15 protein-coding genes are annotated in these 13837 nt (G+C 40.3%); 7 read left to right on the top strand and 8 right to left on the bottom strand.

Annotated elements, in window-relative coordinates:
• Window positions 1-13 precede the first annotated feature (13 nt).
• Window positions 14-1078, top strand: a complete 1065-nt coding sequence (locus QOL76_RS15505; protein ID WP_283413883.1) for an endonuclease/exonuclease/phosphatase family protein — start codon at window positions 14-16, stop codon at window positions 1076-1078.
• A gap of 6 nt (window positions 1079-1084) precedes the next feature.
• Here QOL76_RS15505 and QOL76_RS15500 read toward each other — a convergent pair whose 3' ends face one another.
• From QOL76_RS15500 to QOL76_RS15480, 5 genes are all read right to left on the bottom strand, one after another.
• Entirely contained in the window at window positions 1085-2062 is a 978-nt protein-coding gene (locus QOL76_RS15500) for an MlaD family protein (protein WP_283413882.1), read from the bottom strand.
• Window positions 2059-2811, bottom strand: coding sequence for an ABC transporter ATP-binding protein (locus QOL76_RS15495; protein ID WP_283413881.1), 753 nt, complete (start codon window positions 2809-2811; stop codon window positions 2059-2061). The genes QOL76_RS15500 and QOL76_RS15495 overlap by 4 nt, the downstream gene beginning before the upstream one ends.
• Before the next feature lie 2 nt (window positions 2812-2813).
• Window positions 2814-3611, bottom strand: a complete 798-nt coding sequence (locus QOL76_RS15490; RefSeq protein WP_283413880.1) for an MlaE family ABC transporter permease — start codon at window positions 3609-3611, stop codon at window positions 2814-2816.
• A gap of 60 nt (window positions 3612-3671) precedes the next feature.
• The gene (locus QOL76_RS15485; RefSeq protein WP_283413879.1) at window positions 3672-4043 is read right to left on the bottom strand and encodes a response regulator; all 372 of its coding nucleotides are present in this window, start codon (window positions 4041-4043) and stop codon (window positions 3672-3674) included.
• A gap of 1104 nt (window positions 4044-5147) precedes the next feature.
• On the bottom strand, window positions 5148-5855 hold the full coding sequence (locus QOL76_RS15480) for a hypothetical protein (protein ID WP_283413878.1): 708 nt from the start codon (window positions 5853-5855) through the stop codon (window positions 5148-5150).
• 173 nt (window positions 5856-6028) lie between these two features.
• On the opposite strand from QOL76_RS15480, the gene QOL76_RS15475 reads away from it, so the two are divergent.
• On the top strand, window positions 6029-6484 hold the full coding sequence (locus QOL76_RS15475; protein WP_283413877.1) for a YciI family protein: 456 nt from the start codon (window positions 6029-6031) through the stop codon (window positions 6482-6484).
• On the opposite strand, the gene QOL76_RS15470 is transcribed toward QOL76_RS15475, so the two are convergent.
• Window positions 6481-7395: a glutaminase gene (locus QOL76_RS15470; protein ID WP_283413876.1), complete on the bottom strand. Its 915-nt coding sequence runs from the start codon at window positions 7393-7395 to the stop codon at window positions 6481-6483. The two genes, QOL76_RS15475 and QOL76_RS15470, sit on opposite strands and share 4 nt — an antisense overlap.
• Window positions 7396-7644: 249 nt before the next feature.
• Here QOL76_RS15470 and QOL76_RS15465 point away from each other — a divergent pair, with 249 nt between their 5' ends.
• The 5 genes from QOL76_RS15465 (at window position 7645) to typA (ending at window position 11956) form a co-directional block, all read left to right on the top strand.
• Window positions 7645-7992, top strand: coding sequence for a PadR family transcriptional regulator (locus QOL76_RS15465; RefSeq protein WP_283413875.1), 348 nt, complete (start codon window positions 7645-7647; stop codon window positions 7990-7992).
• Window positions 7993-8003: 11 nt separating this feature from the next.
• Complete coding sequence (locus QOL76_RS15460; RefSeq protein ID WP_283413874.1) at window positions 8004-8684, top strand: hypothetical protein; 681 nt, start codon at window positions 8004-8006, stop codon at window positions 8682-8684.
• A complete protein-coding gene (locus QOL76_RS15455) occupies window positions 8681-9304 on the top strand; it encodes a hypothetical protein (protein WP_283413873.1) in 624 nt (207 codons plus the stop codon). The genes QOL76_RS15460 and QOL76_RS15455 overlap by 4 nt, the downstream gene beginning before the upstream one ends.
• Window positions 9301-9999, top strand: coding sequence for a hypothetical protein (locus QOL76_RS15450; protein ID WP_283413872.1), 699 nt, complete (start codon window positions 9301-9303; stop codon window positions 9997-9999). Before QOL76_RS15455 ends, QOL76_RS15450 begins: the two co-directional genes overlap by 4 nt.
• Before the next feature lie 151 nt (window positions 10000-10150).
• Complete coding sequence (gene typA, locus QOL76_RS15445) at window positions 10151-11956, top strand: translational GTPase TypA (protein ID WP_283413871.1); 1806 nt, start codon at window positions 10151-10153, stop codon at window positions 11954-11956.
• 161 nt (window positions 11957-12117) lie between these two features.
• Here the strand turns inward: typA and QOL76_RS15440 are convergent, their stop codons facing one another.
• Together QOL76_RS15440 and QOL76_RS15435 are read right to left on the bottom strand one after the other, a co-directional pair.
• Complete coding sequence (locus tag QOL76_RS15440) at window positions 12118-12825, bottom strand: SIMPL domain-containing protein (protein WP_283413870.1); 708 nt, start codon at window positions 12823-12825, stop codon at window positions 12118-12120.
• A gap of 20 nt (window positions 12826-12845) precedes the next feature.
• Window positions 12846-13832, bottom strand: coding sequence for an aldo/keto reductase (locus tag QOL76_RS15435; RefSeq protein ID WP_283413869.1), 987 nt, complete (start codon window positions 13830-13832; stop codon window positions 12846-12848).
• Window positions 13833-13837 lie beyond the last annotated feature (5 nt).

The raw sequence follows: 13837 nt of genomic DNA, 5'->3' as shown, positions 1-13837 counted from the left end.
ATCAAATTTTTACATGGGTTACCTCATCCTTCAAGTATTCAGTGTCTTTTTTATATTCGCTACATTTTTCCCTTTAGTCAAGCTGGATTACTGGTGGGTACGTATTTTTGACTATCCAAGACTGCAGAAATTGGTCATCATCATTGGATTGACGGTTTGTTGGATCAGTTCCCTTGGCTGGTCAGTTTCACTTGAGGCGTATTTCTGGATTACTGCACTGGGAATTTCAGCTATCTACCTGAGTACCAAAGTCTGGCCTTTCAGTCCTTTTGGAAAAAAAATGATCGAAACGGTATCCTACAACGAACAGTCAGGCATCAGCCTTTTGGTGGGAAATGTCTATCAATACAACAAACACTATGAGAAAGCTGTCGCACTAGTCAATTCAGTAAACCCAGATTTAATATTTTTTGTGGAGACGGATAAGGCATGGGAAAGAGGCCTTTCTGAAATAGAAAATGATTATCCAACTCAGATTAAAATCCCGCTAGATAATACCTACGGATTGCTACTTTATACCCGAATGGAAATTGTGAGACAGGAAATAAATTACCTGATCAATGAAGAAATTCCTTCGTTGGAATTAGATATAAAGCTTCGAAATGGGGAAATAATTACCATTTATGCGATTCACCCAACTCCTCCCGTGCCGGGCGAAAATGAAAAAAGTACGGAAAGAGATGCAGAAATATTGATGGTTGGAAAAAAATCAAAGGCCAACCCGAAGCCATCTCTGGTCATAGGAGACTTGAATGATGTGGCGTGGAGCTACACTACGGAGCTGTTTTTGAAAAATTCTGAAATGGCTGACCCTCGTCGTGGCAGAGGTTTATTTAACACCTTTCATGCGAAAGTCCCACTTTTCAGATGGCCATTGGATCATATCTTTTTAAGCAAGCACTTTGGGGTGGCTAGTCTAAAAGTTCAAAAAGGTATAGGATCAGATCACTTCCCTATTTCATTGAAGGCTGTGTTGACACCGACAAACGATACAGAAACAATTAAAGCAAATGGGGAAGAAAAAGAAGAAGCCCGCGAAAAGATTTCCCGCGGGCTCGATGAAAATGATAAAGACTAATTTCTGTTAGTTGTCTGCCTTTTCTGCAGCTTTTGCCTTTCTCTTAAAACCTTTGTTGAATGGCCAGGTATATTCCAAGGCTTCCATTCCACGGTTCAAGTTATAAGTAGCTGAATCGGTATTTTCCAAGGTGCTTTTCAAGGTCTCAGCGAATTCAGGATCATTTAAAAGCATTCCCAAAGAATTATTAGGATCGTTGAACTTATCAGTAATCGCGCTCAGCTTCTGAGTCATTTCTTCAGAATTAGCCGCTGTTTGCTTGAAGCTTTCCATTGTTTGCTTCAACTCATTAGCCATGGTAGTATCGGTCACTAGATCATTAAAGAGATTTCCCTCCTGATTCAATTTCGAAGTAAACTTATTCAACTCAGCAATCATACGATTGCTATTGATGGATGCTTGATCCAAATTTCTAACTATCGCTCTGAAGCTTTCTGCCATTAAGGAGTCGGTCAACGCCGCACCCACCATGCCATCACCAGCAGCAAGTTTGCTAGTCAGGTTTTTAAGGTTGCCTGTGATTTCTACTAGATTCTCATTATTCACCTGCAGCGTTTCCATCATCTGGTCTGTATCCAATGGCATCACTGATTCCAGTCTATCACCATCCTCTACTGGTGGTGCCAAAGTAGTACCGCCATAGATGACGATGATCTTGTTACCAATCAATCCATCAGAGCTGATAGTGGCTTTCGAATCCTTTCTAATAAATTCCACCACTTCTTCCTCCACGTTCATTTCAATTTCTACCTGAGAATCTCCGTAAAAATTGATTTTACGAACAGTACCGATCTTCACACCGGAAAACCAGATGTTGTTTCCAGTCTGAAGACCTCCAATATCATCGAAAACAGCTTTTAGCTGAATCGCCTTTACAAATTTTTTCTGCTGGCCACCAAGTGTCAAAACACCTGCAACCAGGATAGCAATGCCTAAAAAGACAAAAATGCCAACTATGACTGATCTTTTATTTTCCCCTCTCATGAGTTGATGAAATTATAATCGTAAAATGATTTTATGCGTTTGTCTTCTGCGTGAGGAAAGACCTCCTCAAAAGTTCCGACAGCGTCAAACTGTCCATCCAACAATACTGCCATACGATCCCCTGTATCTTTAGCACAGGTCAAATCGTGAGTAATAACGATGGATGAGGTATTATACTCCTCTCGTACTTGCGTGATAAGGCTATTGATCTCTCCGCATGTAATAGGATCCAATCCTGCCGTTGGTTCATCATAAAGCATTATTTCAGGCTCCAAAATCAACGTACGCGCAACACCTATTCTTTTCTTTTGACCTCCGGAAAGCTCTGATGGCATTTGGTTGATAGATTGAGGTAAACCCACACTATCCAGCAAACCTTCGATTTTCATGGTGATTTCTTTCTTAGTCAGGTTCTTTATATTCCTCACCAAGGGAAACTCCATGTTTTCACGAACTGTCATACTATCATATAGCGCTGAGTTTTGGAATGAAAACCCAATTCTCAGACGCAAAGCGTTCAATTCTCTTGTGCTTAAGGTGGAAACTTCCTTACCCAGCACATTCATAGATCCAGTATCCTGTTTTAAAAGCCCAACCATTATCTTGATTAGAACTGACTTTCCAGATCCTGATTTACCTAAAACCACAAGGTTTTCTCCCTTGTGTAGATCCAGATCAACCCCTTTCAATACATCTAAGTCCCCAAAAGACTTCTCCAAACCGCGAATTTCTACAACCTTCTCTTCCATGATTAAAATGCTCGGATTGCGTTAACGATCTGAAGAACCAACAGTTCTTCTATAAATATTAGGAACATCGCCATAACCACTGCTGCATTTGCCGCCCGGCCTACACCTTCTGTTCCTTTGGATGAATTATATCCCTTGTAACAGCCCACTATTCCTATGGTAAAGCCGAATAAAATTGACTTCAATACCGAAGAAATGATGTCCAGAAATGAAATAGATTCAAATACCTGAACAAAGAAAGTGGTCAAACTCACTTTCTCATTAGCACTTACACTAAGAAACGACCCCATTAGGGCTACAAAGTCTGTGTACATCACAAGCAATGGTATCATCAGAGTGGTTGCGATCACCCGCGTCACTACGAGGAAATTAAAAGGATTCGTCGCGGATACCTCCATCGCATCAATTTGCTCAGTCACCTTCATCGAGCCAATCTCAGCACCTATACTGGATCCTACCTTACCGGCAGCAATCAGTGCAGTAACTAGTGGTCCCATGGCCCGAACTACCGCAATGGAAATCAGCGATGGCAACCATGAAGTAGCTCCAAATTCTGAAAGGGAAGGTCTGGATTGGTTAGTAAATACGATACCTACAATGAACCCTGTAAGTGAAATCAAGGGTAACGATTCAACCCCTATACGGTAACATTGGTGAATGACCTCCTTAAATTCATAAGGTGGTACAAATACCTCCTTGAAGAATCGCCTTACAAAATTCCAAGCGTCCGCCAATCCGGTAAAAAACCTATCTATTTTCTTTGAAAGCAGGGGCTTTCTGTCTTCTGCTTTTTCAGTCATACATTCTTTCTGATGGCTCGAAATTAATTAAATTATTCAAAAGGATGGGTGTCATATGCCTCAAAGTCCAAGGATTGATCTTAAGTCTGAATCACTTAGTGGCTTTTCGAAAATTTCACTGATTCTTTTATCTGCATTTGCACGCTCAAACTCCTCCCGATCCACTGACCCTGATTGTAAGATTATCCGTGATTCTGGACTTACTTTTTCTACCTCATCTACAAAATCCCAACCGCTCATTTCCGGTAAATTCAGATCTACTAACAGAAGGTCCACATGAGCTGTCTTAAGATATTCCAAGGCTTTACTTGGCGTATCGAAATACACAAATTCAGTTCCCGAATTAATTTTTAACAAACGCTTCTCTGTTAAAATTTTTTGGATCCTATCGTCATCTAGTAAAAGTATTTTTTTGATCGGGGATATTTGCATCGAGGAAGTTAACAGTTAGGGTTGTGAGTTAATAATACGAAGATTAAAAAAATCTACCTCAAAAGTCATAATCTCATGCATTACTCTTGACCCATACAAAACACTTGGTGCTCACAGGAACTGGTTTATCTGATAAAAAATTTAGGAATGTGAATGTTTAACGTTCTGCTCGTCGAAATGATCCTTTTTCAGAAGCGTGACAATTTTTAGGCGAGACTAATCTTTTTAGCTAAGACAAATTATGATAGACCTAAATACGACTTAATAATCATATAATCAGCTTATTAACACACAAATTAAAAAGTAAAGCTTCTTAACCATACTGACAATTCTGAATCCTTTCGAAGAATCTCCAATTAGATCAGCTTTTAGCAAACCGTAGAATATTTTGCAAAGAAAAATTCCAATTTCACCCTAAATCAGAGTCTGCATTTTGAGTTTTCACCGCTGTTAAACGTTCGAAATCATTTCAAAATAAATTAAGAATTGACAGCAACTGAATGATCAATTCTACTCTTCCACCCTTGTATACCGAATAAAAATCTGCTCAGAAAAAGAGTTAGCAAACAGCACATGTCAGAAGTAGGTTGAGAGAAAAAATCATGAAATACAGAGCCAACACGCTTTGATTATATAATTCGGATTGTCCTTTCTTAACTCTCCTTTTTACCCAACCTATGGATCCTGTCCCACTGGAATCTTACTCAACCCGCCCTCCTGTTTTCCCAATGTGGGAATAAATACCTAATAAGTAAACGAAATCCCAAGCCTGCTTAGCGTTTAAATTGCGATCTAATACCCGAAGATTTATCGGCCATTTTCTTCTCCTTTTTTAGCTCCATTTACATCTCCAAAAATAATTTCAAGATCAAAACCGAGGCATCAATTTCAGCAGCATTTTCCAGACACTTTAGGCTGCATATCGGGGATTACAATCCGCCCTTAGAAAACGGGAACTAACAGAATCTTTGAAGTGAAAATCACCTTGGTTTTACACAGAAACACCAAGTATGAAGGTTACTTATCAGCAATCCTAGTGACCTCTTTCAGGTGAGTAATTAGCTTGCCTCACCTAGGAAGATTTGATTTTAGAATATTCAACAATTACTTCTTAGAAGACTTTCTCCAATTTCCGGTATTCAGACCATAGCCTACAAAAATCCCGAAATAACTACCCTTGGTAACTTGTGTAACTTCACCGATCTGAACAGAATTAGACATCAATGGATTGGTATAGTTGTTCAATCCGGTAATTCCCTGTTGGTATCTCAACCCTACCAAAAAATAATTCTCTTTCTTCGTCATAAACTTCTTACCTACATCTACTCTAATAGCGGTGCCGATCCTATTGATTTGCTGAAGGCTGGATTCTCCTGAACCCTCAAAGCCATTCATCGCACCAAGTGAAGTACTGGTAGAAAGTGTCAATCCGGGCTGGACGTAGAAATCCTGCTTTTTAATAGTAAAATTATACCTCCCTCCTATGGAAAAGGAAGGGGTGTACGCTGGCGGAACTAGGGAGCGGAAAAGATAAAATTCATTTGTTGGATTTTTAATCTCATTTCTCATCCCATTTCTGTAAAACCCAAATTCTGAGTACAAATCCCATTTTTCAGAAATTGGAAATAAAAGACTTAACCCCGCATTTGCCCCAATACTGTTATCCATAGGCACTTTACTCCCATCCACAGAATTTGTGGCAGTAGAAAAAGAGCTAATAGCCCCAGCGCTTATTTCAATGGAAATATTTCGCTGTGCTAAGGCTGAAACTGAAAAGTATAGGAATACGATGAACAGTAGTGAGTGTTTCATGACAAGTTGTATAGGAAGGTTAGTAAAAGAATTAGTTAATCAAAAATACAGCTGAGGATAATCAACCCTAAACTTCAAGTCTAAATTTTTCTTAATCAGTTAGTTAAAAAACCTTACCTACTTATTTCTTACTTTTAACGGCTAATCAAGTCTCCGGATAACTAAATTTGAAAATGAAAAAGCTATTCTTTACCCTGATCCTTGCATTCACTGCTAGTTATTTTGCCATAGCACAAACCTCCACCTACGACGAAGCCCTTGCGAAAGAAGTAGGCGCCGATGACTATGGAATGAAGAAATACGTGATCGCATTCCTATACCGGGGAGACCGTGTCACTGAGTATTCAGATGAGCAGCGAGCAGAAATCCAAGCCGGACATATGGCAAATATCAATCGACTGGCTAAGGAAGGTAAAATGGTCATGGCGGGCCCATTCTTCGGAAATGAAGAATTGCGTGGACTCTTCTTCTTCGCTGTGGAAAGCGTGGAAGAGGCAGAAGAACTCACAGCTACTGATCCTGCCATAAAAGCTGGAGTACTCAAAATGGATCTGAAAGAATGGTATGGTTCGGCAGCCCTGATGCTAATGAGCGACCTTCACAGTAAAGTGGCAAAAGTCGAAATCTAGAATAATGAAAAGGCTAGCTTATCCGTCAAAAGCTCCAATGCACGGATAGACTTGACTGAATTGCCCTTTTCATTCAATTCAGGACTCCACACGGCAATGCTGAACTTATGCGGCATTACGGCGGCTACTCCACCTCCTACCCCAGATTTCCCGGGCATTCCCACCCGAAAAGCAAATTCGCCAGCTTCATCGTAAAAACCGCATGTGAGCATCACAGCATTCACACGTCTTGCATGGCTCTCTGATAGGATTTGACGGTTGGCGAAAATGGAGTACCCGTCATTTGCTAGAAAGGAAAAGGATTTGGCCAGATCAACGCAACTCATCTCCATGGCACAGTGAGAAAAATACACTTCCAACACTTCATCAATTGGATTGTCAAAGTTTTTGAATGATTTCAGAAAATAGGCCAAAGCAGTGTTCCGCTCCCCATGGGCTTTTTCCGAATTCTTGACATCTGGATTGATTTTCACACAGGTCTCTCCAGCCAGCTCATTTATAAAATCAGTAATCTGCTCAATGGGGCTTTCAAACTTACTACACAAGGCATCGGTAATAACCAAAGCTCCGGCATTGATAAATGGGTTTCTCGGAATTCCCTTCTCATATTCAAGCTGAGCAATGGAATTAAAGGGATCACCGCTGGGCTCCACATTCACGCGAGTCCATAGCTTCGAATTAAAGCGATGAAAAACCATGGTGAGGGTATGAACCTTGCTGATGCTCTGGATAGAAAATGGGACCTGATAATCTCCTACGCCGTAAACATTGCCTTTGAGGTCCACCAACGCTATCCCAAACTGATTTGGATCTACATTGGCGATTTCAGGTATGTAGTCGGCGACTTTTCCCTTAAGATTCTCTTCTTGCACCTCATTATAAACTTCTTCGATTAGCTGCTGGTAGTCCATTCTGGAAAAGTGTGGAAAATTGGGAGAGAAAGAAAGAGATTTGTGAGAAAAGCTGGAAGACGGGAGACCGACGACAGAAGCCCGCTTCGGTTTTCTGTCTTCTGTCTTCGGTCTTCTGTCTCTTTTTCAACAAGTAAAATCACACTCTTCTAATTTCTACCAAAGTTTAATAAAAAAAACAAATACCTCAGAATCTTATGTATATAATATTTTTATATATTTGGTGACGCTAGGTAATACAGCAAATTCATGACGAACAATAATCTGATCAAAGGCTCGCTCCAAACCATCATTCTCAAGCTACTCGAGGAGAACGAAAAGATGTATGGCTATGAAATCACCCAGCGGGTAAAGGAACTGACTGCCGGGGAAATCAAAATCACCGAAGGCGCACTCTACCCTGCGCTGCACAAGCTGGAAGCTGAGGGATTGCTTAGCACCGAGATTCAGCAGGTTGACAACCGCGTGCGGAAATATTATAGCTTAACCAAAGACGGACAAAAAGAAGTGACGAGTAAGATGTCTGAGTTGCAGGGCTTCGTGGAAAATCTCCAGCGTATCCTTACTCCAGACCTTAAACCTGGTTTTAACATTTAATTTTTTTTAATATGAGACAGCTTTCAGCACCAGAACTTGATCAGGTAAAAAGAGCTATTGCAGCCAAGGAATTGACTTCAGCGGAAATTCTAGTGGAAATTTATGATCACTATGTAAGCCATCTGGAGAGTTTTGAAAGCACGGAATTCGAAGCAGAACTGGTTGAGTTGGAAGAAAAATTCAACTACTCCTATTGTCATGCGCTTCAGGCGAAATTCATCAAGGAAACAAAAAAGGAGATCTTTAATCTTCAGTGGTCAATTTTCAAGACCTACTTCACGTGGCCAAGATTTCTAATTACCTCTGTGTTCCTAGTCATTTATTTCCTCTTTTGGATGGATGTTGCCAACAAAACCAAAGTGCAACTTTTGATCATTCCAATTGTGGCAATTGTGATTCTATCAGCTTGGATTTTCTATGGGTCTTTTAAAAAAGTATCGAAGATCAAACAAATGATTGCTAGCCCAAAAGTGATTCAATCTTCTCTTTTAGCTTCTATCATGATGCAGCTCTCTCTGATTACTTCTTCATTTAATTTGATGATTTTGCTTCCAAAAGTTTTTGATGTGCCTAATTATTTGGAGAGTCCTTATTTCATAGCTGGAACATTAATATTGTCCTTTATATACGTAAGCTATTCCCTGACGCTTTATGAAGCCTGGAAACTCAAAACTAAAACCGCACTAATTTGAAACTCACCTCCGACCAAATCGCACAAATTCAGTCTTCTCTTTCCTGCGGTAACATCTTCTATGATGACATTAGAATGGAATTAGTAGATCACTTTGCAACTGAGATTGAAGAAAAGATGGACGGGAGCACATCCTTCGATATACTGCTCCAAGAAAAACTTAATGAATTTGACCAGAAGAAATTTCAACGAACTCTCCTACTTCAAAGTCATGTAGGAATGCTGAAAGCTATTTTCAAAAAAATGCTTTCTTTTTGGCTACTCTTTAAAGTAATGTTCATGACCTACCTAATTGGGGGTATTGTTAATCTTTTCTCCACCTATACGCCTGAATTCGCAGAGCGGGTTTTGAAGACAAGCTTTATTTTAACGTTTCTAGTGATTGCTATATTTGGATTGATCAGAACCAGCTTGCTCAAAAATTCTCAAACTGTAGCTGCAGGAAATACATTGTTTATGGTCGCGATGCTAAGTCAGTTTGCATTGCAAACAGAATGGTTGCAATGGACTGGATTTAGCAATCAATCCTTGTTATATGCCTTTGCCTTTTGGTTTTGCCTCCTATTAGTTGCAGGATTTAGAGTACTTTCAGGAACAGTCAAAAGAGTACAGCTTGTATGAAATTATCCCCTTCCCAAATTGACACCCTCAAAAAACTGATTTCCTATAAAGGCTATCCTGAGATCGATTTGCAATATGAGATCCTGGATCATGTAGCCTGCAAGGTGGAAATGCTTTTGGAGGAAAACCCAACACTGTCACTAGACGATGCTTTCCGCAAAGTCCACGGTGAATTTGGGATTTTTGGGTTTTCTGATCTGGCTGAGTCTTATACCAAAAGTATAGAAAGACGCTATCGAAGATTTTTTTGGGAAGAGTTTGTGGATTTTTTCACGAGCCACAGAATCATTTACCCTGCAGGGATTGGATTTATTCTGTATTGGCTGAGTGTTAATACAAGACCGTTTGGGGATGAACTGACATTACCCGTCTGGGCTGTTCTTTTCTTTTTCGCAGGACTAATTTTTATTGCTGCAAGATACTATAGGGTGAATAAAAGTCTTGAGAACTATGTGGCATATAAAAGCACTAACAATTTTATGCTAATCCTTAATTTCTTTTTGCAACTCAATGTAAACGGTTTAAGATTTTTTGAGAACCCAGGTTACGTTATAAATTTTACTTTCAAAGGAGTTTTAATGGTAATTGGCATTCTGCTTATAGCCATATCATTTTTATCAATTTTTCTTTTACCTAAAGTGCTGGACAGATCCATCGCTGAAACCAGAAAACTTCAGGCGATTTATGAATCATAATTGATTCGTACAGGCAGGCTGCCAAAAGCCTAACTGCATCAAGAACACTATTCAATTCACGGGATTTCAGACTTTTAACCTTAGATTTTATAATTCCATAACCTTACTCCAAAATATTATTTGTACTTTTGCGCCTTCAATCAGGCAAACCATGCAGAATATTCGGAATATCGCGATCATCGCACACGTTGACCACGGCAAAACTACACTCGTGGATAAAATCATCCATGCATCTAAGATCTTTAGAGAGAATCAACAGTTTGACGACTTGATTCTTGATAACAATGACCTAGAGCGTGAAAGAGGAATTACTATCCTTTCCAAAAACGTATCGGTTCGATACAGAGACACTAAAATCAACATTATCGACACACCTGGTCACGCCGATTTCGGAGGTGAAGTAGAGCGTGTATTGAAAATGGCTGATGGCGTAATTCTTTTAGTGGATGCGTTTGAAGGTCCTATGCCGCAAACCCGATTTGTATTGGGTAAGGCACTTGACCTAGGCTTGACTCCTATCGTAGTTGTAAACAAAGTAGATAAGGAAAACTGTCGCCCTGACGAAGTTCACGAGTCAGTATGGGAATTGATGTTCAACTTGGACGCTACTGAAGAGCAATTGGAATTCCAAACGCTTTACGGTTCTGCTAAGCAAAACTGGATGGGTCCTGATTGGAAAAACCCAACCGATTCTATCATTCCTTTGCTGGATGCGATCGTGGATCATATCCCAGCTCCAAAAATCGATGAAGGTACACTTCAGATGCAGATCACTTCTTTGGATTACTCCAGCTTCGTAGGTCGTATCGCTATCGGTCGTATCAAGAGAGGTACGATCAAAGTAAATCAGCAAATCGCCCTGATGAAAGCTGATGGCACTGTGAAGAAAATGAAAGTGAAAGAACTTCACACCTTTGAAGGTCTTGGCAAAGCTAGCGTAGAAGAAGCATTTGCAGGAGATATTTGTGCCGTAACTGGTATCGATGATTTCGAAATCGGTGATACTATCTCTGACGTGGAAAATCAAGAAGCTCTTCCAAGAATCTCTATTGATGAGCCTACGATGAACATGCTTTTTACCATCAACAACTCTCCATTCTTCGGTAAAGAAGGAAAATTCGTGACTTCCCGACACTTGAGAGACCGTTTGATGAAAGAGACTGAGAAAAACTTGGCACTTCGTGTGGAGCCAACTGACTCTGAAGACAAGTTCTTGGTTTACGGTCGTGGTATCCTTCACTTGTCTGTTTTGATTGAAACGATGAGAAGAGAAGGTTACGAACTTCAGGTAGGTCAGCCACAAGTAATCTTCAAAGAAATCGATGGTGTGAAATGTGAGCCTATCGAAACTTTGGTAGTAGACGTACCTCAGGAGACAGCTGGCAAGGTGATTGAATTGGCTACTCAGCGTAAAGGCGAGCTGCTAATCATGGAGCCAAAAGGAGATCTTCAGCACTTGGAATTCAACATTCCTTCAAGAGGCTTGATCGGTTTAAGAAACAACATGCTTACTGCTACGCAGGGTGAAGCAATTATGAACCACAGATTCACTGCTTACGAACCTTTCAAAGGCACTATGCCAGGTCGTACCAATGGTTCGTTGATATCTATGGAAGGTGGTCAGTGTACTGCTTACGCGATTGACAAACTTCAAGACAGAGGTACTTTCTTCGTAGATCCAGGAGATGAGCTTTACACAGGTCAGGTAATCGGAGAAAACTCCCGTGATAATGACATCGTGGTAAACGTGCAGAAAGGCAAGAAATTGACTAACATGCGTGCTTCAGGTTCTGATGACAACGTGAGAATTGTTCCAGCTAAGAAGTTCTCTCTGGAAGAGTCTATGGAATACATCCAAAAGGATGAGTACCTAGAAATCACTCCTAAGTCTATCCGAATGAGAAAAATCTATTTGGACGAAGGCGAAAGAACAAGAATGGCGAAAAAAGATTCTTAATTAGAACGTAGAGTCAATACTATATTGAATCCCTCAGACGAAAGTTTGAGGGATTTTTTTGTGGTTTTGTCAACCACAAATGCCAATTGAAATTATAAAGCGGACACCTAATTAAAATCACATTTCATATTAATCCCAAAGAGTCATGACCACGTGAACACTTATTTAACCTCCCACTTGATCAGAATGGTGTCTGTCAGATCAATAGATTTGATTTCAAAGCCTGCTGATTGACTTTGGCTCGAACCGTACCCTACAGAGGTTCCTCTTAGCATTATTCCAGGTACACGGTCAGCCTTTGAGTAAGTGATTTCTTCTATTTCTCCGAGAGTTTTCCCTGTGGATTGGGCAATTAGCTCAGCTTTAAACGTCGCATCCTGAATAGCCGCTTTGATCAGTTCGTTTTTAATTACTTTCAGTTTCTCATCCGAGATGCCAAACCTAAAATTAAACTGCGTACTTGTTCCTCCATCAGCAAAGCGATTAATTATGGTTCCTAATTGTTCTTTGGAAAAAGGGAATTCAGCTTCAATCCGTTGAACCCCGATAAATCCATCGTTGGAACGCGTATCGTTTGAAAACACAAAATTTTCCCGAACATTGAAGTCTGAGGTTTTGATTTTTTCTTTTTCAAACCCCAACTCAGAAAGTATAGCATACAAGCTGTCGGTCTTCGTATTGAGCTGGGTGATGGCTCCTCCAAACTTTGGATCTTTCGTCTCAACAGTAATATTCAAAAATCCTACATCCGGCTTTTCACTAATTTCACCAGTACCTTCTACCGAAATTGTAGTGTTTTGGGCATTGACAACTGAAGTACTGATGAATAATAATATCAAAAACAAGCGAGCTTTTTTTATCGCAGTCATATGTAATAGTTTGTTTTGCTTTACCATTGTCCATGAACCTCCTCACGGACGTATTTATCATAAATAGTCTTGACAGCCACCATCTGTTCATTAGTTAGCGGAGGCAATTGACCGGCAGCTACGTTTGATTCTAATTGAGAGGACTTTGATGCTCCGGGGATCACCACACTCACTTCTTTATACATCAATACCCATCGCAGCGCAATCGCAGCTAATGTCCCTTCTCCTTTGAATAGATCCCGTAGCTCTTCCATAGCCGCAAAACCCTTTTCCAAAGGAACTCCAGAAAATGTCTCCCCCTTATCAAATGCTTTTCCTTCCCGATTGAAATGGCGGTGATCATCTTTAGAAAAATTTGTCTCCGGAGTAATTTTTCCTGAAAGCAAACCACTAGCTAAAGGAACCCGGACGATCAAGCCTACATCTTTTGACGCCGCATGACTAAAAAGCTCTTCCGCTGGTTTTTGCCGAAACATATTGAAAATTACTTGTACTGTAGAGACAATCTCATACTCCATAGCCATCTTAGCCTCCTCTACTTTCTCTACACTAACGCCCATAGCTGCAATCTTCCCTTCCGCTCTCAACTTCTCAAACAAACCAAAAACCTCATCCCTATTATATACAGAAGTAGGCGGGCAATGCAGCTGAATCAAATCCAGACGATTCAACCCTGTATTCCTCAGACTATCCTCCACATGACGGCGTAGTTTTTCGATAGAATACGTTTCATTGATATGTGGTTGTATGCGTCTCCCACATTTAGTAGCTACATAGATCTTTTCACTACGCTGGCGCACCGCATCTCCCACTGCAGATTCACTAAGTCCAGCATCATATACATCAGCTGTATCAACAAAATTAATTCCTTTGTCAAATGCAGTATGAAGAATTTCTTCTGCAATTTTTGGATCAAAAGGACTTCCCCAGCCACCTCCAACTTGCCAGGTTCCCAGTCCTATTTCAGAAATTTTCCAACCGGTTTTGCCTAAAATTCTATAATTCATACTGC

Origin of the sequence: Algoriphagus winogradskyi, from assembly GCF_900182815.1 — a bacterium.
Lineage (GTDB): Bacteria > Bacteroidota > Bacteroidia > Cytophagales > Cyclobacteriaceae > Algoriphagus > Algoriphagus winogradskyi.
The sequence above is the reverse complement of the archived record's forward strand: the minus strand, read 5'-3'. Positions and strand labels throughout refer to the sequence as shown.

What these genes read in the sequence shown, in the direction of transcription:
- QOL76_RS15505 (WP_283413883.1), top strand. Translation starts at nt 14, where the DNA reads ATGGGTTACCTCATCCTTCAAGTATTCAGTGTCTTTTTTATATTCGCT.
- QOL76_RS15500 (WP_283413882.1), bottom strand. Translation starts at nt 2,062, where the DNA reads ATGAGAGGGGAAAATAAAAGATCAGTCATAGTTGGCATTTTTGTCTTT.
- QOL76_RS15495 (WP_283413881.1), bottom strand. Translation starts at nt 2,811, where the DNA reads ATGGAAGAGAAGGTTGTAGAAATTCGCGGTTTGGAGAAGTCTTTTGGG.
- QOL76_RS15490 (WP_283413880.1), bottom strand. Translation starts at nt 3,611, where the DNA reads ATGACTGAAAAAGCAGAAGACAGAAAGCCCCTGCTTTCAAAGAAAATA.
- QOL76_RS15485 (WP_283413879.1), bottom strand. Translation starts at nt 4,043, where the DNA reads ATGCAAATATCCCCGATCAAAAAAATACTTTTACTAGATGACGATAGG.
- QOL76_RS15480 (WP_283413878.1), bottom strand. Translation starts at nt 5,855, where the DNA reads ATGAAACACTCACTACTGTTCATCGTATTCCTATACTTTTCAGTTTCA.
- QOL76_RS15475 (WP_283413877.1), top strand. Translation starts at nt 6,029, where the DNA reads ATGAAAAAGCTATTCTTTACCCTGATCCTTGCATTCACTGCTAGTTAT.
- QOL76_RS15470 (WP_283413876.1), bottom strand. Translation starts at nt 7,395, where the DNA reads ATGGACTACCAGCAGCTAATCGAAGAAGTTTATAATGAGGTGCAAGAA.
- QOL76_RS15465 (WP_283413875.1), top strand. Translation starts at nt 7,645, where the DNA reads ATGACGAACAATAATCTGATCAAAGGCTCGCTCCAAACCATCATTCTC.
- QOL76_RS15460 (WP_283413874.1), top strand. Translation starts at nt 8,004, where the DNA reads ATGAGACAGCTTTCAGCACCAGAACTTGATCAGGTAAAAAGAGCTATT.
- QOL76_RS15450 (WP_283413872.1), top strand. Translation starts at nt 9,301, where the DNA reads ATGAAATTATCCCCTTCCCAAATTGACACCCTCAAAAAACTGATTTCC.
- typA (WP_283413871.1), top strand. Translation starts at nt 10,151, where the DNA reads ATGCAGAATATTCGGAATATCGCGATCATCGCACACGTTGACCACGGC.
- QOL76_RS15440 (WP_283413870.1), bottom strand. Translation starts at nt 12,825, where the DNA reads ATGACTGCGATAAAAAAAGCTCGCTTGTTTTTGATATTATTATTCATC.
- QOL76_RS15435 (WP_283413869.1), bottom strand. Translation starts at nt 13,832, where the DNA reads ATGAATTATAGAATTTTAGGCAAAACCGGTTGGAAAATTTCTGAAATA.